General features: G+C 65.7%; 22 protein-coding genes and 1 tRNA gene. 8 read left to right on the forward strand and 15 right to left on the reverse strand.

The window, feature by feature from the left end; translation table 11 throughout:
• Positions 1-85 precede the first annotated feature (85 nt).
• A complete protein-coding gene (msrA, locus tag ACO06X_RS14125; RefSeq protein WP_298165758.1) occupies positions 86-613 on the reverse strand; it encodes a peptide-methionine (S)-S-oxide reductase MsrA in 528 nt (175 codons plus the stop codon).
• A 145-nt stretch (positions 614-758) separates the two neighbouring features.
• Between msrA and ACO06X_RS14130 the strand changes: the two genes are divergently transcribed.
• The 4 genes from ACO06X_RS14130 to ACO06X_RS14145 all read left to right on the forward strand — a co-directional run bounded on the left by ACO06X_RS14130 (position 759) and on the right by ACO06X_RS14145 (position 3310).
• Positions 759-1607: a class I SAM-dependent methyltransferase gene (locus tag ACO06X_RS14130; RefSeq protein ID WP_421836874.1), complete on the forward strand. Its 849-nt coding sequence runs from the start codon at positions 759-761 to the stop codon at positions 1605-1607.
• A gap of 196 nt (positions 1608-1803) precedes the next feature.
• The gene (aguB, locus tag ACO06X_RS14135) at positions 1804-2670 is read left to right on the forward strand and encodes an N-carbamoylputrescine amidase (protein WP_421836875.1); all 867 of its coding nucleotides are present in this window, start codon (positions 1804-1806) and stop codon (positions 2668-2670) included.
• Between the two features lie 51 nt (positions 2671-2721).
• On the forward strand, positions 2722-3216 hold the full coding sequence (gene folK, locus ACO06X_RS14140) for a 2-amino-4-hydroxy-6-hydroxymethyldihydropteridine diphosphokinase (protein WP_421836876.1): 495 nt from the start codon (positions 2722-2724) through the stop codon (positions 3214-3216).
• Positions 3217-3234: 18 nt separating this feature from the next.
• A tRNA-Lys gene (locus ACO06X_RS14145) sits at positions 3235-3310 on the forward strand.
• A gap of 86 nt (positions 3311-3396) precedes the next feature.
• On the opposite strand, the gene ACO06X_RS14150 is transcribed toward ACO06X_RS14145, so the two are convergent.
• From ACO06X_RS14150 to ACO06X_RS14170, 5 genes are all read right to left on the reverse strand, one after another.
• Entirely contained in the window at positions 3397-3621 is a 225-nt protein-coding gene (locus ACO06X_RS14150) for a helix-turn-helix transcriptional regulator (RefSeq protein ID WP_421836877.1), read from the reverse strand.
• A gap of 15 nt (positions 3622-3636) precedes the next feature.
• On the reverse strand, positions 3637-4404 hold the full coding sequence (locus ACO06X_RS14155) for a bifunctional DNA primase/polymerase (protein ID WP_421836878.1): 768 nt from the start codon (positions 4402-4404) through the stop codon (positions 3637-3639).
• Complete coding sequence (locus ACO06X_RS14160; protein ID WP_421836879.1) at positions 4401-4640, reverse strand: helix-turn-helix domain-containing protein; 240 nt, start codon at positions 4638-4640, stop codon at positions 4401-4403. The genes ACO06X_RS14155 and ACO06X_RS14160 overlap by 4 nt, the downstream gene beginning before the upstream one ends.
• 215 nt (positions 4641-4855) lie before the next feature.
• Positions 4856-5329, reverse strand: a complete 474-nt coding sequence (locus tag ACO06X_RS14165) for a hypothetical protein (RefSeq protein WP_421836880.1) — start codon at positions 5327-5329, stop codon at positions 4856-4858.
• A 32-nt stretch (positions 5330-5361) separates the two neighbouring features.
• A complete protein-coding gene (locus tag ACO06X_RS14170) occupies positions 5362-6480 on the reverse strand; it encodes a tyrosine-type recombinase/integrase (RefSeq protein WP_421836881.1) in 1119 nt (372 codons plus the stop codon).
• 424 nt (positions 6481-6904) lie between these two features.
• On the opposite strand from ACO06X_RS14170, the gene ACO06X_RS14175 reads away from it, so the two are divergent.
• Genes ACO06X_RS14175 through ACO06X_RS14185 form a run of 3 tightly spaced genes read left to right on the forward strand, consistent with a single transcriptional unit; the run spans position 6905 to position 12797 of the window.
• Positions 6905-8167, forward strand: coding sequence for an efflux RND transporter periplasmic adaptor subunit (locus tag ACO06X_RS14175; protein WP_421836882.1), 1263 nt, complete (start codon positions 6905-6907; stop codon positions 8165-8167).
• Positions 8164-11340, forward strand: a complete 3177-nt coding sequence (locus ACO06X_RS14180; protein WP_421836883.1) for an efflux RND transporter permease subunit — start codon at positions 8164-8166, stop codon at positions 11338-11340. Before ACO06X_RS14175 ends, ACO06X_RS14180 begins: the two co-directional genes overlap by 4 nt.
• Positions 11337-12797: an efflux transporter outer membrane subunit gene (locus ACO06X_RS14185; protein WP_421836884.1), complete on the forward strand. Its 1461-nt coding sequence runs from the start codon at positions 11337-11339 to the stop codon at positions 12795-12797. Before ACO06X_RS14180 ends, ACO06X_RS14185 begins: the two co-directional genes overlap by 4 nt.
• On the opposite strand, the gene ACO06X_RS14190 is transcribed toward ACO06X_RS14185, so the two are convergent.
• The 8 genes from ACO06X_RS14190 to ACO06X_RS14225 all read right to left on the reverse strand — a co-directional run bounded on the left by ACO06X_RS14190 (position 12794) and on the right by ACO06X_RS14225 (position 19849).
• Entirely contained in the window at positions 12794-14104 is a 1311-nt protein-coding gene (locus ACO06X_RS14190; protein WP_421836885.1) for a sensor histidine kinase, read from the reverse strand. The two genes, ACO06X_RS14185 and ACO06X_RS14190, sit on opposite strands and share 4 nt — an antisense overlap.
• Positions 14101-14793 carry a response regulator gene (locus tag ACO06X_RS14195; RefSeq protein WP_421836886.1) on the reverse strand — a complete coding sequence of 231 codons (693 nt, stop codon included), beginning with the start codon at positions 14791-14793 and terminating at the stop codon, positions 14101-14103. The genes ACO06X_RS14190 and ACO06X_RS14195 overlap by 4 nt, the downstream gene beginning before the upstream one ends.
• 420 nt (positions 14794-15213) lie before the next feature.
• Entirely contained in the window at positions 15214-15381 is a 168-nt protein-coding gene (locus ACO06X_RS14200) for a hypothetical protein (protein ID WP_421836887.1), read from the reverse strand.
• A 12-nt stretch (positions 15382-15393) separates the two neighbouring features.
• Entirely contained in the window at positions 15394-15918 is a 525-nt protein-coding gene (locus tag ACO06X_RS14205) for a DUF1254 domain-containing protein (RefSeq protein WP_421839916.1), read from the reverse strand.
• The gene (locus ACO06X_RS14210; RefSeq protein ID WP_421836888.1) at positions 15915-16493 is read right to left on the reverse strand and encodes a DUF1214 domain-containing protein; all 579 of its coding nucleotides are present in this window, start codon (positions 16491-16493) and stop codon (positions 15915-15917) included. Before ACO06X_RS14210 ends, ACO06X_RS14205 begins: the two co-directional genes overlap by 4 nt.
• 14 nt (positions 16494-16507) lie before the next feature.
• Positions 16508-17818, reverse strand: a complete 1311-nt coding sequence (locus ACO06X_RS14215) for an acetyl-CoA hydrolase/transferase family protein (protein WP_421836889.1) — start codon at positions 17816-17818, stop codon at positions 16508-16510.
• A 1-nt stretch (position 17819) separates the two neighbouring features.
• Positions 17820-19202, reverse strand: coding sequence for an amino acid permease (locus ACO06X_RS14220; RefSeq protein ID WP_421836890.1), 1383 nt, complete (start codon positions 19200-19202; stop codon positions 17820-17822).
• A 173-nt stretch (positions 19203-19375) separates the two neighbouring features.
• Positions 19376-19849: an Lrp/AsnC family transcriptional regulator gene (locus ACO06X_RS14225; protein ID WP_421836891.1), complete on the reverse strand. Its 474-nt coding sequence runs from the start codon at positions 19847-19849 to the stop codon at positions 19376-19378.
• A 143-nt stretch (positions 19850-19992) separates the two neighbouring features.
• Between ACO06X_RS14225 and ACO06X_RS14230 the strand changes: the two genes are divergently transcribed.
• Positions 19993-21012, forward strand: coding sequence for a 1-aminocyclopropane-1-carboxylate deaminase (locus tag ACO06X_RS14230; RefSeq protein WP_421836892.1), 1020 nt, complete (start codon positions 19993-19995; stop codon positions 21010-21012).
• Positions 21013-21151: 139 nt separating this feature from the next.
• Here ACO06X_RS14230 and ACO06X_RS14235 read toward each other — a convergent pair whose 3' ends face one another.
• On the reverse strand, positions 21152-22936 hold the full coding sequence (locus ACO06X_RS14235) for a hypothetical protein (RefSeq protein WP_421836893.1): 1785 nt from the start codon (positions 22934-22936) through the stop codon (positions 21152-21154).
• Positions 22937-23006 lie beyond the last annotated feature (70 nt).

Consider the following 23006-nt stretch of genomic DNA (forward strand, 5'->3'; position numbering starts at 1 on the left):
ATTTAAATACTTGATAGGAGAAACGTGAGCTTGAAAAAAGGGGACTGTCCCTATTAATGCAAGACACCTTTCGCGTGCCCCGCGCTTACCCCTTCACCTTCGCCGCAAAGCTCTTGCGCAGCTTCTGCAGCTTGGGCGGGATCACCGCGAGGCAATAGGGATTGCGCTGGCCTTCGCCCTGCCAATACTCCTGATGGTAGTCCTCCGCCGGATACCACGTGGCCGGGCCCTCGATCGTCGTGACCACCGGCTTCGGATTGGCCGCAGCCGCCCGCGCAATTGCCGCTTCCATAGCCGCGCGCTGCTCGTCATCGACCGGAAACAGCGCCGAGCGGTACTGTGTGCCGACATCGTTGCCCTGCCGGTTCAGCGTCGTTGGGTCATGCGTCGCAAAGTGGATATCGAGCAGGTCGTCCAGCGAAAGCAGTTCGGGATCATAGGTCACCCGGATCGCCTCGGCGTGTCCGGTTGTCCCGCTGCACACCTGCTTGTAGGTGGGGTTCGCGCCCGTCCCGCCGATATAGCCGCTCTCTACCTCGATCACGCCTACGACGTCGCGGAACACCGCTTCGGTGCACCAGAAGCACCCGCCCGCCATGATTGCCTGCGCCATTCACTTGTTCCTTGCTTCCGGGGGAAATGCCCCCGATGTCATGCCCAGTCAGCTATGAGCGCCAGATAGGAACGAATGACCCGGTTGTCATCGCCTCCTGCCCGCTTAGGCTATCCTTCGCTCGAATCGCCCCCGGAGTTACTTCATGCGCAAAGCTGCCCTTTTTTCCACCCTCCTGCTCGCTGCCGCTGCGTCCGTTCCCGCAGTGCTCCATGCCGCGCCAGAGGGCCCGGCCGCCACCGCCGCCGATCCCGCCATGGCCACGGCCCTCGCCGATCCCCGGCGCGACAAGGACCGCGTCCGCGATGCCTTCCGCCACCCGGCGGAAACCTTGGCGTTCTTCCGTATCAAGCCGGGCATGACCGTGGCTGACTACATGCCCTCCAGCGGCTGGTACACGCGCATCCTCGTCCCCTATCTGGGCGAAAAGGGCCAGTACATCGGCATCACCGCCGGGCTCGCCGCTGCCTCGGGCGATACCAGGACCCGCCTCGCTGCCTTCCCTGCCCAGTTCCCGCCGAAGGCCGCCAGCTGGACCGGCGTTCCCGAAGCGCGCATCCCCGCCTACACGCTCGATGCCGTCCCGCCCGAGCGCAAGGGCACGGTCGACCGCGTGATGATCATGCGCGAAGTTCACAACATGTGGCCCGATGGCTACCTCTTCAACGATCTCGCCGCGATCCGTGCGCTGCTCAAGGATGATGGCCTCCTCGGCATCGAGGAGCACCGCGCCAAGGCCGATGCCCCCGCGTCCTACACTCAGGGCACCATGGGCTACATGCGCGAGGCCGATGTCATCGCGCTCATCGAAGCCCACGGTTTCCGCCTTGTCGGCAAGAGCGAAGTCAACGCCAACCCGAAGGACACCGCCAACTGGCCCGACGGCGTCTGGACGCTGCCCCCCGTTCTCTCCCTCAAGGACAAGGACCGCGCGAAGTACGAAGCCATCGGCGAAAGCGACCGCATGACGCTGCTCTTCGCAAAGCGGCCCTGAACCGGCCGGCCTTCCTGACCCTAGGTGGGGGGCATCCTCCCACCCTCGTCATTCCCGCGAAGGCGGGAAACCAGAGCGGCTGACGCAGCGTTCGCCCTTCTGGATTCCCGCCTTCGCGGGAATGACGAGGGTTAGGTACAGCACGTCCGTCCGGTCTCCCTTTGACAATCCCCGCTGAAACCACCACTTCCCGCCCATGACCCAGCTCACCGTCGCCGCCCTCCAGCTCGCGCTTGGCGCACCCGATGCGCAGACCAACATCGCCGCTGTCAGCGCGCTGGTCGAACAGGCCGCGCAGCAGGGCGCGCAAGTCGTCCTCCCGCCCGAACTCTTCGCCGGCCCCTATTTCTGCACGGTGGAGGACGAAGCCCTCTTCGCTCTCGCGCATCCCTTGGCCGAGGACCCCTCCGTCAAGGCCATGCAGACGCTCGCGCGCAGCCTGAAGATCGCCATCCCGACCAGCTTTTTCGAGCGCGAGGGCCATCACTACTACAACACCCTCGCGATGATCGGCCCCGATGGCGAGATCATGGGCACCTACCGCAAGAGCCACATTCCGGATGGCCCGGGCTATGAGGAAAAATACTATTTCCGCCCCGGCAACACCGGCTTCAAGGTCTGGGATGTCTTCGGCACCCGCATTGGCATCGGCGTCTGCTGGGACCAGTGGTACCCGGAATGCGCGCGGGCGATGGCGCTGATGGGCGCGGAAGTCCTGTTCTATCCCACCGCCATCGGCAGCGAGCCCTACGATCCCGGCCTCGATACCAGCCGCGTCTGGCGCCGCGCGATGATCGGCCACGCAGTATCGAACTGCATGCCGGTGATCGCCGCCAATCGCATCGGCAGCGAAAGCGTGGGCGGCACCCCGCCTCAGCGCTTCTACGGCCACAGCTTCATCGCCGACCAATGGGGAGATTTCCTCGCTGAATATGGCGCGGAAGAAACCGGTGTCCTCGTCGCCACGCTCGATCTCGCCGAAGCTGCCCGCCACCGCGCCGGCATGGGATTCTTCCGCGATCGCCGCCCGCAGCTCTACACCCGCCTTGCCGAAGATATCTGAGCGGGGAAACCGGCTCCTCCCCCCGTTCGTGTCGAGCGAAGTCGAGACACCATGCCCTACCACTACCTGATCGCGCTTGGCTCCAACCAGCGCCATCCGCGTCACGGTCCTCCTCCGCAGGTCCTGCGCGCCGCGCTCGCCGCCATGGCTGGGGCGGGCCTTGTCGTTGAGGCCATCTCGCCGATCATCGCCAGCGCCCCCATCGGCCCCTCGCGCCGCCGCTATGCCAACGCCGCCGCACGGATCGCCACACCGCTCGATCCGCCCGCGCTGCTCGCCCTGCTCCAGTCCCTCGAAACCCGCTTCGGCCGCGTCCGCCGCGGCCAGCGCTGGGGCGCCCGCACACTCGATCTCGACATCGTGCTGTGGAGCGGCGGCCTCTGGCACAGCAGGACGCTCACCGTCCCCCACCCCCGCTTCCGGACACGCCCATTCGTCCTCGGCCCCGCCGCGACCGTCACTCCGGACTGGCGCGATCCGGCAGGAACCTGCACCATCCGCCACCTCCACGCCCGCTTGACCCGGCCCCGCCCCACCCCTAGGTGAGGCTCACCCGTCTGCAGGGGGCCCTTAGCTCAGTCGGTAGAGCAACTGACTTTTAATCAGTAGGTCGCTGGTTCGAACCCAGCAGGGCTCACCATCTATCCCCCTGAAATGAAAGCCTTACGTGGAGGCCAACCTTTCAAGGGGATTGGGGTTGGGGAGGCTGTGGCCACTAGGTGGCCTTTAGTGGGTCGTCTCAGGTATGCCTCCTCCCGTGTTAGATCGGACACCAGCCGCTACGAAGGCCTCCAGATCGGAGGGGCGATAGCGGACAAGCCTGCCGACCTTGACGAACACAGGACCGGCACGGCCACCACTGCCCCCGGTCAAGCGCCACGCTTCAAGCGTCCGCCTCGTGGTGCCCAGACAGGCAGCCGCCTGCTCGGTGGTTAGGAGCTGCTCAAGCATGGGACCCTCTCCAGATCAAAGAGGGGGTGGCCCGTTGAAGGGGGCGTAGAGGGGGAACTCCTGCCGTCCGGCGCCCGCAGTTGCGTGGTGGCTGGCCATCATGATCTTGAGCCAGTCATCGTGGTCGGCAAATTCACCCACATCGAGCAAAGCCAAAAGCTGGCCCAGCATTTCGGGGCTGCGAACGCCAGCTACCGCCTGCCCTTCGGACGCAACCGACTTGGCGATCGCCGACAGCAATGCCCCCGGCGCTTCGCTGATTTCCGAAAGCGGCACGGAAAGGGCATCCCATCGGTATGCCCGCCTAGTATCAGGATGGATCGAACCCGGCGCGACGACCTGTCTGCCTTCGGTCTTGAACTCGACGCCGGGGAACTCGCTAAGCTGCCCTACGACTTCGGCTTCGACCGGCTTCAGCATGTAGAAGTGCCGACCGCCGCCGCCGGTTTCGACCACCGGGAAGTTGTCGAAATCGACGCCAAGGCTATTTTGCAACCTTGCCAGCGAGTCCTCGCCTTTCGCGAAGTTCCGGGGATCGACATCGACGACGAGCTGGCTGCGCGCCAGACGGACGCCGACATTGCCGCCGCCGACTTCCATATGGTACTTGGCTTCATCCAAGGACAATGGCGCGGCAATTCGCCAGTTCGTTTTCAAGGGTGCCTTGCCCACAGGCTTGCCATCGCGCCTGTCATCGGGCTTGTGGAGCGGGATCAGGGCGAACCCACGGCCTCGGAAGGCATCGAGCTGCCCAGGGGCGAACGCTTCGGGTTTGCCGTTCATCGCGCCACCTCTCCGCGCACGAAAGCGTCGAGATCGCTGACGTGATACCGGATCAGCTTGTCCTGGATGACGTGATAGGCTGGGCCCTCACCCCGCGAGCGCCATGTCTTGAGCGTTCCCGCCGAGCATGACAGGTATTCCGCCGCCTGCTCGCTGTCCTTCCAGGGCGATTGTATGGAGGCGTCGAGTGCGCGCCGAACGGCACGCTCGACGACCTGTTCAAGGTCGTTTTGCATGAGATACAGTCCTTCGTAGCCGCCCGGAGGCGACGGATTTTTGTGAAAGACCGATCTTCAAATAATCATCAGTACATCAGCTAGGCTTAGGAGCGTATCGGTCAGAACCGCCCGCGCTACCCTTTCGCAGGGGTGTCCCGAATCGCGCGGCTGGGGCTTGCTAACCCCGGCATGATGAATCAGCTATCAACGAAAGCTGGCATTTTTAGCAACCGTCAGGATTTCGGACCGCCCAGTTCGGTTTGCGCCAGTTTTGCGATGTCCTTGGCGGCGCTACGAACCTCGCAGGACCCATTGTCCAGGTGTTCAAACCACGAATCCTGACGTTGCGACATCTGGGCATTCATGGCCGAAATCCGTTGCTGGGTTTCATTGGGTAGCAGCCAGACCTCACGTGCAATCCGCCGCCGCAGTCGTTTCCGGGCATCTTGATACTCGGCATTTCGGGATGCCTGAACATCAGACGCAACTTCGCGTCTTGAACATTCGTCATCCATCTCAGCCCGAAACCATTCCTCAATCTCGTGTAGAGCCTCAAGGATCTCGCTGTAGGCCTCAGCCTTGCGCTCCCAGACCCGACCGATATGTGCTTGGCGATAGGCAAACTTCGCAGCTAGCCAAACGGCAGCGATTGCGACGCCACTTGATGTCGCGATGCTGCCAATCGAAACCCATGTTGCGCCGTCCATCTAACCTTCCTCCGGGTGGACACCTTATCTGCCTATCGTTGTGCGGCGAGCACCTTATCTTCGAGAGCTTGTGAAAATTGGCGCAAGTGCTCCACCAGATGTTCGGCGTGGACATACCCACCCGATGCGCCCGGAAGCTTCTGCCCCAATAGCAGCGCGCTTTCGGCATAGGGAACGCCGCTCGCGATGAACAACGTCCAGGCATGATGGCGATATTCATGTGGGCTGGGAAGCCCGGCTTCCTTGGGCTCCTCGATATGCCCGGATGCACTCGTCACTGACGGCCACAGCCATTCGCTGTCGAGCGGCACGTCTGCGGCGAGACGGTCCTTGAGTCGGGCAGTCAGCGTCTTGCCCATCGGGAACATCATCTGCCCGCCGACCTTCATGTGACGAAACGTCAAAATTTCGCGTTCGATGTCAACGTCATCCCGCCGCACCTGGAGCAATGACGATCGGCGCGCGCCGGTCAGCATCATGGCAATGTGCAGGTCGCGGCGGATGGGAGATAGCTTTTCGACATCCACCCACCATGATTTCAGGTCGAGTACATCGACCTCTCGGCGCTTCGGAACCGGGACGCGCAGCGCGGCAACCGGATTGCCTTCGATTGTCTCGTCGAGCCTCATGGCCGTGTTTATCGCTGCCCGGAGCGTGCGCATCACGCTCCCGGCAGTCGTCGCGCCGTTCTTGCGCTTGAGCGTGTCGAACAGTTCTCGCACCTCCTGCCGGGTGATGTCGGTCACGGCCCGCTTGCGGAACTTCGTGAGATAGTTGTCGAGATGGTAGTTGTAGCCGTCCACCGTCCGAGGGCTGTAGGTCCGTTCCGACAGGTGGGCTTCGAGCGCCTGCTGAAGTGTGATCCCGCTTTCGGCAGGCCCGGCCGTTGGATCGATGCCCGACTGTATCTGGCTCATCAGAGCCTTGGCTCGGTTCCGGGCCTCGCGCAGTCCGATACGGTCGCAGCGGTCGATCTTGACCCGCACCGTGCGGATGTGGCGGCCGTTGCGGCGGACGTCGCCCTGCACAGCGAAGGTTCGAGTGGACTGGTGGCAGACCACCATCAGGCCTTTCACCTGTTCGTCGCGGTGAATGCCCGATCCAAGAGGAAGCTCGCGAATGCGGGCTTCGGTCAGATTGATGACAGCCATCTAGGTCTCCGAAAAGTACCGGCCTGAGCACCGGAAACGCGCCCTCTCTGAGCGGCTCAGGTTGACCTAAATGTCGTGATTTCTAGCCTCCGCGAACCAATATTGCCCCTGATTTACCTAGGTTTTCCGCCGATTCCCGATCTTTTAATCAGTAGGTCGCTGGTTCGAACCCAGCAGGGCTCACCATATCTTTCTGGATGCTTCCAGTATTTGCCGCGCCCGGTGAATGAGGCGCGGCCTTGCGGTCTCCGTCCGGGATTGCACCAGCTCCATCATTGTCGAGGTGTTTCCTTCCGTTAGCCTCCCTCGGCCGGATTGGACCAGCAGTGGTCAGTTTCCCGGCCGATTGCAGCCAAAGTGGGACCTGTAAGGCGCATGTAAGCGCCGTCGCTTATAGGCGCGGCCCGCAATCGGGTACGCAAACATGGCTGATACAGATCCCCAAAACGTCCATCCGCCTGTGCCGAGGCTTACAGTCCGCCAACAGGCGCGCATGCTGGCTTTCGCGCTGGCAGCGCTGGCTGCACTGGCGCTCGCCGGCTGGCTTGGGGCGTGGCTCCTGCGGCCGGTGCCGCACGAGCTGCCCGCCGATCCGCCCGGAACGTTCCGCCCCACGGATGCGCAGCTGGCGACCCTTTCGTTCGAGCAGGTGGGCGCGGGTCAGGCCGAACAGGTCACCACCGCTTCCGGTTCGATCGAGGCGGACGGCGATCTCAGCACCCCGGTGCTGCTGCCCTATTCGGGGCAGGTCATGCAGGTGCTGGTCGATGCCGGCCAGGTCGTCACCGCCGGCCAGCCGCTGCTGACAATCCGGACGAGCGATTTCGTCGATGCGCGCAATAGCCTGCTTTCGGCCGAGGCAAACATGCGCTCCAGTCAGGTCGCCCTGCTCAATGCGCGCCGCAATGCCGAACGCGCCAAGGCCTTGGCCGAGACGGCGGGCGGCGCGCGGAAGGATTACCAGCAGGCTCAGACCGAACTGGCAGCCAGCGAAGCGCAGGCGCGCAGCGCCGAAGCGGCGGTGGGCGCCGCGCGTGACAAGCTGGCGATCCTCGGCAAATCGGCTGGCGAGATTCGGCGGCTCGAGACCGCCCGAGAGATCAGCGGGCTGCACGAGGTGACCACCTTCCACGCGCCCATCGGCGGCACGATTGCCCTGCGCGATGTTTCCCCCGGCCAATATGTCGGCGTTGGCGGCGAAAAGCCCCTCTTCACGATCACCGATGCCTCGCGCGTCTGGCTGCAGGCGCAGATCGCGGAAAGCGATGCTTCGGGCGTGCACGTTGGCGACAAGGTCGATGTGGTCACGCCGGCCTGGCCGGGGCGCCGGTTCACGGCCGTGATCGACATGGTCGGTGCCGGGCTCGATCCCACCACCCACCGCCTGCCCGTGCGCGCCACCATCGCCAATCCCGATGGCGCGCTCAAACCGCAGATGTTCGCGAGCTTTTCGATCCATCATCTCAGCCCCGGTACGCGCATCATGGTCCCTGCGGCGGCGGTGATCCATGAAGGAGACACCGCGCGCGTCTGGGTGCGCAGGCCGGACAGGCGCCTTGCGAGCCGCGAGGTGCAGACCGGTGAGGAGCTTGGCGGCCGCGTCGAAGTCCTGCGTGGTCTTCGCCCGGGCGAGACCATCGTCACGGCCGGCGCGATCTTCGTGAACGAGGCGGGGCTGGGGCAATGAACCGGCTGCTCCGTTTCGCGCTGCGGCAGCGGCTGCTGATCGTTGCGGTGTTCGTGGCCGTACTGGTCGCGGGCGGCTTTGCCTTCGCCGCGCTCAACATCGAGGCCTATCCGGACCCGGTCCCGCCGATGGTCGAGATCGTCACCCAGACGCAGGGTCTCTCGGCCGAGGAGATGGAGCGCAACGTCACCGTTCCCATCGAAGTGGCGATGGCGGGCATTCCGCACCTCACCACCGTGCGGGCGATTTCGCTGTTCGGCCTGTCCGATGTGAAAGTGCAGTTCAGCTATGATCTGACCTATCAGGAAGCGCAGCAGCAGGTGATCAACCGGCTGGCCCAGCTGCCGCCGCTGGCCGGCGGTGCCCAGCCGACCTTGTCGCCTACGAGCCCGATCGGCGAGATCTACCGCTACCGCATCGTCGCACCCGATGGCTATTCGCCGATGGACCTCAAGACCCTGCAGGACTGGATCCTCCAGCGCCGGTTCAAGCGGATTCCCGGCGTTGCCGACGTCACCGGCTGGGGCGGCAAGCTGCGCACCTACGATGTCACGGTCGATAACGACCGGCTGGTCGCTCACGGCGTGACGCTGGCGCAAGTGATGTCCGCTCTTGCCAAGAGCGACAGCAACGTCGGCGGGCAGACGATCAATTTCGGGTCGCAGGCCGCGATCGTTCGCGGCGTCGGGCTGATCCAGTCCCCTTCGGCGATCGAGAACGTGCTGGTCGGCACGGCGGGCTCCGCGCCGGTCCTGCTCAAGGATGTGGCGCGGGTTTCCATCGGCAATCAGCCCCGGCTGGGCATCGCCGGGTACAACGGGCTCGATGATATCGTGGAAGGCATCGTCCTGATGCAGCGCGGCGCCAAGTCCATGCCGACGATCGAGGCGGTGCAGAAGGAAGTGGCCGAGATCAATGCCTCGGGCGTCCTTCCGCCCGGCGTGCATCTCGAACGGGTCTACGACCGCTCGGACCTCATCCGCCTCACCACGCACACCGTGCTTGAAAACCTGATGGCGGGGATCGTGCTCATCTTCGCGCTGCAGTGGATCTTTCTGGGGAACCTTCGAAGCGCGCTCATCGTTGCGGCGACCATTCCCTTCGCGCTCGCCATCGCGGTCCTGATCCTCGTCGCGCAAGGCGAAAGCGCCAATCTGCTCTCGGTCGGCGCGCTCGATTTCGGGCTCGTGGTCGATGCCAGCGTGATCATGGTGGAGAACATCTTCCGCCACATGGTGGAGCGATCTGTCGCGGCGGAAGCCGGCCACGGCCACTTCAGCCCTGCAAGCCGGCTCAGCGCCATCCTCCACGCCGGGTCCGAAGTGAGCCGGGGGATCTTCTTTGCCGCCGCGATCATCATCGCCAGCTTCATCCCGCTGTTCACCCTTACCGGCGTCGAAGGGCACATCTTCGGGCCGATGGCGAAGACGTATGCCTACGCCATCACCGGCGGCGTGATTGCCACGTTCACGGTCACCCCTGTCCTCGCCGCCATCCTGCTGCCGGACCGCCTGTCCGAGGTCGAGACGAAGCTGGTTGCGTGGCTGCGGCGAATCTACGAACCGGCGGCGGCCTTTGCCCAGGCCAACCGCGTGCTCACCTTCGGCGGTGCGGCCATCGCGCTGGTGCTGGCCGGGTTCGGCGTCAGGGCACTCGGCGTCGAGTTCCTGCCGCATCTGGAGGAAGGCAACCTCTACATCCGCGCCAGCTTGCCTGCCTCGATCAGCCTTGAGGCGGGGCAGCCGGTCGTCAACGCCATCCGGCGCGATCTTGCGCGCTATCCTGAAATCGAATCGGTTCTCTCGGCCCATGGCCGGCCCGACGACGGCACCGACGCCACCGGCTTCTTCAACGCCGAGTACTTCGTGCCGCTCAAGCCGAGTAGCGAATGGCCGGCAGGCATGACCAAGGAAAAGCTGGTCGAAGACATGTCGGGCCATCTCCACAGCCGCTTTCCGGGGGTCGATTTCTCGTTCTCGCAGGTCATCGAAGACAACGTGGAAGAGGCCGCCTCCGGCGTGAAGGGCGCAAATTCGATCAAGCTCTATGGCCCCGATCTCGCCACGCTCGAAAAGACGGCGGGGGCGATCAAGGCCGAAATGGCGAAGGTCCAGGGCATCGCCGATCTCGGCGTGTTCGAGTCGCTCGGCCAGCCTACGGTGCGGATCGACGTCGATCTTGCCCGCGCCTCGCGCTATGGCCTGACGCCCGACGACATCAACCAGACCGTGGCCGCCGCCATCGGCGGAAGCAGCACCGCCCAGCTCTACGAGCCGGGAACCGACCGGCATTTCCCGATCGTCGTCCGCCTGCGTGCCGATCAGCGCAATTCGCTCGAAGCCATTCGCCAGATCACCGTGGGCGCACCATCGCCTGATGGGAAAGGCCTGATCCAGGTTCCCCTGTCCGAAGTAGCGAACATCCACCTCACCACCGGCGCCTCGTTCATCTACCGCGAGCATCAGGAACGCTACATCCCGATCAAGTTCAGCGTGCGCGGACGCGATCTCGGCAGCGTGGTTGCGGAGGCGAAGGCGCGGATCAAGGCGCATGTCACGATCCCGCCGGGCTACCACCTCGAATGGGCGGGCGAGCTCGACAATCTGCAGAACGCGATCGCCCGGCTCGAAATCGTGGTGCCGATCAGCCTGATCCTCATCCTGATCCTGCTCTACGCCAACTTCGGCTCGATCCGCGATACGCTGCTCGCCTTCTCCGCCATCCCCATGGCGATCGTCGGCGGCGTCCTCGCGCTGGCGCTCACGGGAACCGCGTTCAGCATCTCCGCGGCGATCGGCTTCGTCGCGCTGTTCGGGATCGCGGTGATGGACGGGATCCTCATCGTCACGACCTTCAACCAGGTCGTCGATGATGGCGCGACACGGCACGTCGCGGTCCGCCGCGCCACGGCAAACGCCATGCGGCCTGTCCTGATGACCTGCCTTGTCGCGGCCATCGGGCTGCTGCCGGCAGCCCTGTCGAACGGGATCGGCAGCCAGGTGCAGAAGCCGCTGGCGCTGGTGGTCGTCGGCGGCATGGCGCTTGCACCGCTGCTGATCCTGCTGGTCCTGCCCGCCCTTGTCGAGCGCTTCTCGCTCCACCTGCCGCCTGAGGATCGCGGGCCGCACGGGCGCGAAATCGGCCACCACTCCGAAGAAGGGGAGCCGGCATGAATGCCCGCCTGCGATTTGCCCTACCCGTGGCCGTCTGCGCGCTGGTGGCTGGCTGCACGGGGATCGGTGATGCTGATCCCCGCGCCCGCCTGCCCGCGGTGGCCGGTGCCGGCGCGCCCACGTCGGCCACGGTCGGCAATGCGGTTGCGGTTCAGACCTTCGCCGTGGGCGAGACGACCCCGCGCGCTTGGTGGCAGGCATTCGGCTGCTCCGATCTGGACCAGCTGGTGGATCAAGGCCTCGCGGGCAGCAACGATATCGCGGCCGCCGATGCCGCCTTGCGCGCGGCGCGGGCACAGGCGGGGGTGGCCGGCGCGGCGCTCGCCCCGGGGGTGGACGTGTCCTATTCCGCGCAGCGCGCGCAAAGCCCCGCCTCGCTGCAATCGCCCCTCGCAGATGCTTCGCAGACGCTTTACTCGCTGCACACCGCGCAAGTGACGGTGAGCTACCCGCTCGATCTGTTCGGCGGTCTGCGTGCGCGGCGGCAATCGGCGCGGGCTGCGGCCAAGGTCGCCGCCGCGCACCTCCTTGCCGCCCGCCAGAGCCTTGCCGCCAATCTCGTGGTCGCCGCCGTCAGCCGCGCGGCCCTTGCCGATCAGATCGCGGCGACCGAGGTCTCGATCGGTTCGGCCCGGCAGATGCTGGAGATGACGCGCAAGCGCCGCGCGCTGGGGGAAGCCGGTGATGCGGACGTCGCCGCGCAGGAAGCCGCGCTCGCCACCGCCGAAGCCACGCTCCCGGCCTTGCAGCGCAGCGAAGCGCACCAGCGCGCGCTGGTCGCCGCGCTGCTCGGCCGCGCCCCGGGCGATGATCTGCCCGCGCTGCCCTCCAGCACCTGCTTCGTTCTGCCCGCGCATGTCCCCGTCGCGCTGCCAGCCGCTGTCGTGCAGGCCCGGCCCGATGTGCAGGCCGCCGCTGCCGCCGTGGAAGGCGCCGCCGCAGACGCCCGCGCCGCGGTCGCCGCAAGGTTTCCCTCGTTCCTGCTGACAGCGAGCGCCGGCGGCGCCGCGCAGACCTTTTCCAATATGTTCCAGGATGGGAACGCCTTCTGGTCGCTGGTCGGAGGGGTGACGGCGCCGGTGTTCCATGCCGGTGCGCTACGCCGCCAGCAGCAGGCTGCCGAGGCCCTGCTCGATGAAAGCAAGGCGCAATACCGCTCGGTGGTGCTGCAGGCCTTTGTCGATGTGTCGGATGCGATCAACGGCCTGCAGGCCGATGCGCGGACCGAAGACGCATCGGTGCGGGCGCTTGCCGCCGCCGAACAGTCCTATGTCTTCACGCAGCGCCAGCAGCAGCTTGGCGAGGTCGGCACCTTCGCGCTCTTGCAGGCGCAGGCGGCGCTCCAGCAGGCCCGCCTGCAGCGCACGGCGGCATGGGCATCGCGGCTGGTCGATACGGTTGCGCTCTATCAGGCCAATGGCCAGTCCGATGATGTGCAGGGACAAGAGGTCCGCTAGCCTCGCTCCTGCGCCGCCGGATAGCACAGGGTAACCGCCGCTCCGCCTCCTTCGCTCGTCCCGAATGCGATCGAGCCGCCCGCCGTTTCGATCAGCCGCGTGACAATCGCGATGCCGAGACCTGAACCGCGCGATGGCGATCCGTCGGCGCGTGAATAGATCTTGCGCCCGTCCGATCCGCTGCGCATCCGGATGCCGGGGCCGCTATCGGCCACAACCACCGTCGCCGCCGCATCATCGCACAGGATCGTGATCCCGGCACCTGCCGGCGTGTGCCGCAAGGCATTCTCGACAATGTTGGCAACCGTGATCCGGACCAGCGCGTCCGGTGCGTAGCGGGCCGGTCCACTGCCCACGCTGCGCAGGCTGACGGGGCCATGGCCGGAGGACCGGATCAGCCCGCCAAGATCATCGATCACATCCTGCGCTGCGGCCGATACCGCGCGCGGCTTCCCCCGGATCAGCTCTTCCTCGCGCCCGTGGAGCCCCAGCATCTGGGTCACCACCTCGTTGGCGTGCGCCACGGCCTCGACCACCTTGTCGCGCGGTTCTCCGCCTGGCAACAGTTCGGTCCGCAGGCTGATCGTCGAAAGCGCGGTGCGCAGTTCGTGGACTACCGTCGCCGCAAACACGCGTTCGCGCTCGTAGCCGGATACGGCGCGGTCCAGCAGTTCGTTGGCGGTGTGGACCAGCGGCTCGATCTCGGTCGGGACGATATCCTCGCGCAGGCGCGCCGTCCCGGGGCGGATCGGATCGAGCGCCCGCGCATCCCTCGCCGCTTGCTTGATCGGCCTGATTGCCCGCGCCAGCGCCCACAGGCTTGCCAGGGTCGAGCAGATCAGCGCAATCGGCACGATCACGATGAAGCGGTCGAGGAAGTACGCGACGATATCGTCGTGCAGCACCGCCGGATGTTGCCGGTCTTCCGCGACAACAAGTGTCTGGCCGGGCCCGATCGGCCGCGTCAGGAAATCGGAATGCGGGCCGTGGTAGAACCCCTCCCGCGATAGCCGTGCCGGCGTGAGCGCGGAGAGGTCAGGAATATCCGGCCCGGATAGCCTGCGCAGGCGGGAGCCTTGCGCCATGTAGAGCGCGATCGCGCCCGCCTTCGGGCTGGTCGCCCGCTGCGCAGTACCCGCCCTTTGCGCGGCGAGGTATTCCGCCGCCTCGCCGCTCAGCAGGCGCTGGGTCAGGTCATCGCCGATCTCACGGATCGTGCGATTGACAATGAAGGGCAAGCCAAGCGCCAGAACGAACGCGATGGCAACTTGCGCAAGGACCAGCCGCAGCCACAGGCTGCGTATCACGCCCGCCCGGCCTTTACGCTGTCGGCCTTCATGCAATAGCCCTGTCCGCGCAGCCACACGATCTCGGCCGTGCTGCCTGCTGCCGCCAGCTTGCGCCGCAGCCGATGAATGCTCACCTCCAGCGCGTTGGCCGAAAGCGCCTGTGACGCTGCGCAGAGCAGATCCTCCATGCGGGCCGTATCGATGGGCCGCCCGCGCGAGCGCAGAAAGATCTCGAGCAGGCTGCGCTCGCGTGGCGAAAGGCTGATGGGCGCGGCATCGATGCTCACGACATGGCTGGTCACGTCGTAGGACAGGTTCCCGCAATCCAGCGTGTTCGAAATGCGGTGCTCTGCCCGCCGCACCACGGCGTTGAGGCGGGACTTCAGTTCGGCGAAGAGGAAGGGCTTGCCAAGATAGTCATCGGCACCCGCATCCAGCCCGTCGATCCGCGAGCCGACGTCTGATTGGGCCGTAAGGATGATGACGGGAATGCGGTTCCCGCTGCGGCGCAGGCTGCTGACGAGATCAAGGCCGTCCATGTCCGGCAACCCGCGATCGATGACCGCCGCGTCGAAGGGATAGAGCGCCAGCAATTCGGCGGCACTGCGCCCCGATGCGCAGATTTCGGCATTGAAGTTCGCGCCGGCGAAAGCGGCTTGCAAGGCCTCGCCCAAGGCAGTGTCATCTTCGACAACAAGCACTTTCACGAACCGCGTTCCCAAGGCCGCGCGCTGACCAGCGCCACCATCCACGCCGCAGCGTGCCAGTTCGGCAAACAGCGGCGCGCGACGTTTTCCGTGTTCGGAGGGCCTTGTCAAACTCGCACCCTGCCTGCCGCCGCTCGATGCATTTCCGCAAGACCCCGTCTCACTCCCTTGCGCCGCGCGTTCCGGCTTCGATCTGCCAGAGCGGGGCCTATCATAACGTTATGTTTCAAACTACAGTTAGTTAATATTTCGGCCGCGCTCCGGATCAGATCTCCCGTGTAACCTGCCTCATCAGAGCTGTTGGCCACGAATGTAAGCTGCGATGCAGGCGCCATGCCCGCTGTGCGGGAACCATGACGCCGCCCCCTGGGTGCGCGAGAATGGCTTCGCGATGGGAAAGTGCCGCGTTTACGGGCTCCTTTATGTAAATCCCGGCCCTCGGATTCCGATATCAGTGATGCCAACAAGGTCGGTGTCCACCGTGGGTAAGATGGTGCGCTCGATGTCCGGCCGCAGCCCGGCATCATCGAGGATCTCCGCCGCGCCGCGATCACCGCCAAGGCCGCCAGCCTGGGTCGGGGCCAGCACCAGCGCGCGGTTCTACCCGGTCAGCGTCCGGCACCGCGCCCTGCTGCGGATCGGATCGATCGCGGCCGCCTCGGATGGATCGGCCAACAGGACGCGCTGCAGCACGATCCCCGTCGCATAGCGTACCCGCACGGTGTCGATCCCTGCCGGCGTCTGCTGCCCTTCCAGCGCCAACACCACCCGCATCGGTTCACCGCCCATCTGCTCGTCGTTGCGAACGAAGGCGACATCGGTTCGCGCATCGAACACGCTGATCGAGCTGTAACGCCCGGGTACCGGCACTGCGGTCACTTCCAGCGGCCCCGCAGTCAGGTCGTAGGGACATACGGAATAGAGCAGGTCCGGGCTGGGGCGCACGACGAACTGCCGCTCGGCGCGTACCGGCGGCGTGTGGGTGAAGTGGTTGACGGGCCCGGATTTCGCCAGCTTCGCTTCGGCAAGCCACATCAGGCCGTATGGCGCCGTCGCCAGCGTCCCGTAGTAGCTGCCGAGGGCTGCCGCGACGAACACGGCGAGGGAGGCGAGGCGGCGGATCATGGGCGACACTCCCCTCTTGTGATTGTCGGCAGGCTGATTCGCGCGGGATCGTGCGCCAGTGTCCCATGCGGACGATAGGTGCGAAGCGTGAGTTCGAACGCGCCGTCCGTGCCGGTCGGTATCCACAGACCGGGCTGCTGCTCCGGGCCGATCAGCACTGTCCAGCCACCCGCCCTACCCACCGGAATGCGCCCGCTGCCGATAGAATGCCGGTTCCACCGATTGGGGATCAGCCAGCCGCCCGGATCATACAGGGTCACGCTCCACCAGCGCGCCTCTATCATGCCGCCGGTCAAGGCATAGCGGCATTTGCCTGAAAGCGGCGCACCGGCGCTATCCGTTGCTGCGGTGAAATAGCGGGCCTCCTGCGCCGGCAGCGCCAGCAAGCCGCGCAGCGCGACAACCGCGCGCGTCTTCATGTCCGCATGGGCGGTGCCGATGTCGCGGCCGGTGATCCACGGCCCCACGCGCACATCGTTGCCGAGGCCGCTGTTCCTGATCTGCCAGACGGCAAGCGCGATCCCCAGCACAAGGCCGAGCACCAACAGGCCGGTCCATTTGAACACCGCTTTCACGCGTAGCCTCACACTCAGAAATAATGCTTCGGGATCAGTCCGTTTGCATAGGCTTCGCGCTCCAGCTCCTCGCGGAAATCGGGGTGCGCGATGGATATCATCGCCTTGGCGCGCTCCGCCACCGGCAGGCCCTTGAGGCAGACCATCCCGTATTCGGTCGCCACATGCATAACGTCGGTGCGCGGCACCGTCACGGTCGTCCCCGGCGCCAGCCCCGCCACAACACGGCTCTTGCGCACCCCGTGCTTCTCGTAGGTCGATGGCATGCACAGGAAGCCGCGCCCGCCTTCGGATTCATAGGCCGCCCGCACGAAGCCCAGCTGGCCGCCCGTGCCGCTGAAATGCCGGTAGCCGTCGGCTTCGGATGCCGCCTGCCCCTGCAGGTCCATCTGCCCGGTGCTGTTGACCGAGAACACGTTGTCGTTGCGCGCCACGAATTTCGGCAGGTTGGTATAGTCCACCTGCCGCGCCTCGAACGCCGGATTGCGATCGAGCGCCGCGTAGATATCCGCTGTGCCGATGGCGAAGGCATAGACCGCCTTGCCGGGATCGATCTGCTTGCGCGCGCCGGTTGCCGCACCGCTCTTCACCAGTTCGACGAGGCCCTCGACCATCATCTCGGTGTGGACGCCAAGGTCCTTGACCCCGGCACCGGCAATCGCGCGGCCCACGGCATTGGGGAGGCCGCCGATGCCCAGCTGCAGGCAGTCACCGTCGCGGATTTCCGCCGCCACCAGCTGCGCGATGGCAAGGTCCACCTCGCTCGAAATGGCGCTTGGCAGTTCGGGAGCGGGGAGGGCAGGCACATCGATCACGAAGTCCACTTCGCTCTCGTGCACCGCGTTGTCCGGGCCGAAGCAATAGGGCAGCGCCGGATTGACCTCGACGATCACCACGTCCGCCTTCTCGACCAGCGATCGCAGGTAGGACGCCGAAATCGAGAAGTTGTAGTTCCCGTCCGCATCCTTCGGGCAGACCTGGAACACCGCGATATCCACGCGCTCCACGAACCGCCGATAGAGATCGGGCCACTCGCCCAGATTGAGCGGGATGTAGGTGCAGCGCCCTGCATCGAACTGGCGCCGGTCGTATCCGCTGAAGTGCCAGCTCGCCGAAAGCATGTGCGCGCCTTTGGGATCGGCCTCCTGAAACGCGCGCGGCCGCGTCGTCAGGCAGCTGCGCACTTTCACGCCCGATAGCTCGTGCACCCGCCCAGCCAGCGCCTTGTCGAACGCCTCGGTCTGGGTCGCGCCGAAGCCATAGTCTAGCCACATGCCGGACTTGACCAGCGCCGCGGCTTCCTCTGCCGTCACAACCTGCGGCATGTCAGGCGCGCTTTCCCGTCCGCAGCAGCCAGAACGCTGCGGCAAACAGCCCCGCCACCAGCAGGCTCATCCACAGCTGCGAGGCAAGGTCCGGCTGCAGCGCCATGAACACCAGCACCGCCAGCATCGCCGCCAGCGCCACCAGCGTGCCATAGGGGTGGAACCACATCTTCAGCGTCAGCTTCTCCGGGGCCTCGCGCTCCGCCCGGTTGCGCTCGCGCAGCTGCGCGATGCCGACCAGCATGTAGAGCAGGATCATCGTCACGCCCGAGGAATTGACGAGGAAGCTGAACACCGTCCCCGGCGAAAGCCACTGCGCTGCCAGCGCGCCATAAGCAAACAGGCTGGCTGCGATGATCGCCCGCGCCGGCACCCCGCGTCCGTTCACATGCACCAGCCAGTCCGGCGCGTCGCCAAAGCGCGCGAGGCCGAACAGCGCGCGGCTCGTCACATAGAGCCCGCTGTTGAGGCACGAAAGCACCGCCACCAGCACCACCGCGCTCATGATCGTCTCGCCGCCCGGAATATGCATCGCGGCCAGCGTCGTGGCGAACGGCGAATGCCCCGGCACGATCTGCGTCCACGGCACCACCGCCACGATGAGGCCGATGGCGAGCACGTAGAAAATCACGATCCTGAGCGCGACCGAGACGGTCATCCGCGCGATCACTTTGGCCGGATCGGGCGATTCCGCCGCCGCAATCGTCGCGATCTCCGCGCCGCAAAGCGAGAAGATGGTCGAGGCGACGCCCGCCAGCACCGGCCCCCAGCCATGCGGCGCAAACCCGCCATGCGCGGTCAGGTTGCCGATGGAGAAACCCTGCGGCGCCGTGATGCCAAACACCCACAGCCCGCAGATCAGGCTGAACACGAGGATCGCAGCCACCTTGATCGAGGAAAACCAGAACTCGAACTCGCCGTAGCTGCGAGTGGACATGAGGTTCACCCCCGTCATCAGCGCGGTCAGCGCCCCGCCGATAGCCCACTCCGGCACGCCCGGCAGCCAGCCGCCGATGATCTTGGCTCCGGCAATCGCCTCCACCGCCACCACCACGACCCAGAAATACCAGTAGAGCCAGCCCGAAAGGAATCCGGCCAGATGCCCGAGCCCTGCGCGCGCAAAGTCCGGAAAGCTTGAAACGCCTTCCAGCACGATCGCCATTTCGGCGATCATTCGCATGACAAGCAGGATCAGCAGCCCCGCAATCAGATAGGAAATCACCGCCGCCGGCCCGGTCAGCGAAATCGTCGTCGAAGAACCGACAAACAGCCCCGCGCCGATGATCCCGCCAATCGCGATCATCGAAACGTGGCGCGGCAGCAGCGTCCGGCTCAGCTCCACGCCGCCTGCCTGTCCTGCCTCTGCGATCCCCACTGCGCCCACGCCATTCCCCTTTGCTTGATCCCGCGTAGGGATAAGCGGCGGCGCGGGCGTGTCAAATGCCGCGTGGAGCCGCTCTGGATTCCCGCCTGCGCAGGAATGACGAACACCCAAGGTTCTCCCACACCTTCGTCATTCCCGCGCAGGCGGGAATCCAGAGCAGCCAGGCGCCCCCTTCAAAACCCCAGCGGCGCATTCTCCTTCACTTCCTTCATCACGAAGAACGTCCGCGTTTGCCGCACCCCCGGAAGGGTCAGCAGCCGCTGGCCGTGGAGCACATTGAAGTCGGCAATGTCGCGCACGCGGATCTTGAGCAGATAGTCGAAGTCCCCCGCCACCAGATTGCAATCGAGCACTTCCTTCATGCCCAGGACCGCGCCCTCGAAGGCGGCGAAGCTTTCGGGCGTGGACCGGTCCAGCACCACGCCCACCATCACCAGCGTGCCGAGCCCGACCACACCCGGATCGACCGCGCCGCGAAACCCGGTGATCGCGCCCAGCTCCACCAGCCGCGCCACGCGGCGGTGGCAGGTCGCCGGGCTCACGTTCGCGGCCTCGGCCAGTTCCTGGTTGGACCGCCGCCCGTCCGCCTGCAGCAGACGCAGCAGGTTGCGGTCGATCCGGTCTAGCTCGATGGAAGGTTCTTTCATAGAATATCGATCTACCGGATGATCAATGAAACTAAAAGGCATTAAGCGCCGATCAGAGTCAGTTAGGCCCCCAAGTTTGCAAACACCTTCCACGCAATTTGCATTAGCTTCCGCAGCGAATCATACCCGAAGCCGGAGCCCGCATGTCCCTCCTCACCCCGTTCGAACGCTACCCGCTCACCTATGGCCCCACTCCTATCGAGCATCTCCCCCGCCTCAGCGAGGCGCTTGGCGGCAAGGTCGAGATCTGGGCCAAGCGCGATGATTGCAATTCGGGCCTCGCCTTCGGCGGCAACAAGCTGCGCAAGCTCGAATACATCGTCCCCGATGCCATCGCCTCGGGCGCGGATACGCTCGTTTCCATTGGCGGCGTCCAATCCAACCACACCCGCATGGTCGCTGCCACCGCCGCCAAGCTCGGCATGAAGTGCGTCGTCGTGCAGGAAAAGTGGGTCCCGCATTACGACGCCGTCTACGACCGCGTCGGCAATATCCTGCTCACCCGCCTGATGGGCGCAGACAGCCGCCTTGTGGAAGACGGCTTCGACATCGGCATCCGCCAGAGCTGGGAAGACGCGATCGAAAGCGTCAAGGCGGCCGGCGGCAAGCCCTATCCGATCCCCGCCGGCGCCTCGGTCCACAAATACGGCGCGCTCGGCTATGTCGGTTTCGCGGAAGAAGTGGCGCAGCAGGAGGAAGAGCTCGGCTTCCAGTTCGATTACATCGTCGTCTGCGTCGTCACTGGCTCGACACAGGGCGGCATGATCGTGGGCTTCGCCGCGCAAGACCGCGCCCACACTGTCATCGGCATCGATGCTTCCGGCACGCTGGAACAGACCCGCGATCAGGTCCGCTCCATCGTCGACAACACCGCCGAATTGGTTGGCCTCGGCCGCACGATCCGCGAGGACGAGATCGTCATCAACCCGGACTACGCCTACCCCGCCTACGGTGTGCCGTCAGACGAAACCAACGAGGCCATCCGCCTCGCCGCCCGCACCGAAGCGATGATCACCGATCCGGTCTACGAGGGCAAATCGATGCAGGGCATGATCGATCTCACCCGCAAAGGCTTCTTCCCCGAAGGCAGCCGCGTCCTCTACGCCCACCTCGGTGGCGCCCCCGCGATCAACGGCTACAGCTACTACTACAAGGACGGTTAGGACCAAGAATCTTCGTCATTCCCGCGAAGGCGGGAATCCAGAGCGGCCAACCGAAACGCATGCGTCTTCACGCTCTGGACCCCCGCCTACGCGGGGGTGACGAAGCTTTTGTTGGGATGGATCGCGTTAGAGTGGCGGCCTACAGCCGATCCAGCGTCAACAACCGCCGATCCCCCAGCCATGCGCGGTCCAGCGCCGCCTCCGCCGCGCGCGCTTCCAGCTTGTGCCCCAGCGCGGCCTCGCTCTGCGCAAGGCCCCACAGCGCCCAGCCATTACCCGGCGCCACCAGCAGCGCCTGATGAAACGCATCGCGCGCTTCCGCCGCCTTGCCGCCTGCCAGCAGCGCCGCGCCCAGCGATTGGCCCACCGGGTAGTACCAATAGGGCGGCTCCTGATAAGGGATCGTCCCCTCGATCGCCTGCGCCTTGCGGTACTGCTCCGCCGCCGCCGCAAAATCGCCCCGCGCAAAGGCCATCCGTCCGCGCATCACGTGCTGCGCGAGATGGATGAGGTCCGTCCCCGGCACGCCCGTGCCCTCCAGCACCTTGATCCCTGGATCGGCGGTCAGCTGGTCCATCGCCTTCAACTCGGCATCCAATGCGGCGGGCCGGTTGAGCCGCGCAAAGGCCACCCCGCGCGCATAGTGCCACATCGCCAGCACATAGGGCAGGCGCGCTGTCGGCTTGGGTAACGCTAGGATCTGCGCCGGTGTTCCCCCTTGCGCAAAGGCAAACGAAGGCGCGGCGACCACGGCCTGAATCCAGCCCAGCTCCACCGCCTTGTCCTCGGGGATGATCCGCATCAGCTTGCGCGCCTGCGCCACCGCCAGCCCCAGATCGCCGGCCTGCTGCGCAGATGTCACGATGAAGTGGACGTTGTGCGGATAGTATCCGTAGCGATACATCCCGTCGTCCGGCACCTTCGCCAGATAGGCCTCGTCCGATTTCGCCGCGGCCACATTGGCCCGGATCGAATCCTTGTAGCGCCCGATGCGGTAATAGATGTGCCCCGGCATGTGGACGAGATGCCCTGCCTCGGGCAGCGCGCTCAGCGCCAGCGCATCCGCCGCCTTTTCCGCGCGCTCCGGGCTGACGTAGTTTTCCATCAGGTGGATATAGAGGTGCGCTGCCTGCTGGTGCCCGGGATGCCGCGCCAGCACGTCCTCGACCAGCGCCACCGCCTTGTCGATCCGCGCACGCGGCTCGCTGCGGCCCGGTTGCCAGTAGTTCCACGGGCTCGTGTCCATCGCGGCCTCGGCGGCGAGCACGGCCAACTCGTCATTGGCCGGATGCGCCGCCGCCAGACCCAGCATGGCATCGGCATACGCCGCATCCATCGCCGCGCGGTCCGCCTTGGGATCGGCGGAATAGCGGGCCGCCAGCGCAGCGATCAGCGCCCGGTCGAGCGGCGGAGCACTGCCCGCCAGGGCCTGCGCTTTCGCCAGCGCGTTCAGCGTCGGCGCCAGCGCCTTGGCTTCCATCGGCGCGTTGATGTTCGGACCTTGCACCAGCGCCTCGCCCCAGAAGCACAGCGCGCATCCGGGCGCGAGTGCCTGCGCCTTGCGGAACGAGGCGACGGCTGCCGCATGGTTGAAGTTGTAGGCCATCTCGATGCCCTGATCGAACCACGGCCGCGCCTCTGCGGTCAGCCCGCCCGGCTCCAGCGCCGAACGCGGCACGCCGCCATAAAGCGGGAACTTGCCCGGCACCACAGGCCCCATCAGCGCAGCAGCCTGAGCCAAGCGCCGCAACAGAATCGGCGTGTTGGCGCGCGCCTTCTCCGCACAGGCCGCCGCCGCCAGCCGCGAGGGATCGAGCATGGCCAGCGCCGCCGCATCGGATGAAGGCGCGCGGTGCAGCGTGGTCGCCGCCGTGGCCGCTCCGCCTGCCAGCAACGCCAGCCCCAGCATTCGATAGATGCGCATGATGTCCCCCTCGTTCGCCGAGGAGGGGCAGCCTATGCCTGCATCGGCTGCGGCGCAATCACGCCGCAGC

The organism is Novosphingobium sp., assembly GCF_965229225.1.
Lineage (GTDB): Bacteria > Pseudomonadota > Alphaproteobacteria > Sphingomonadales > Sphingomonadaceae > Novosphingobium.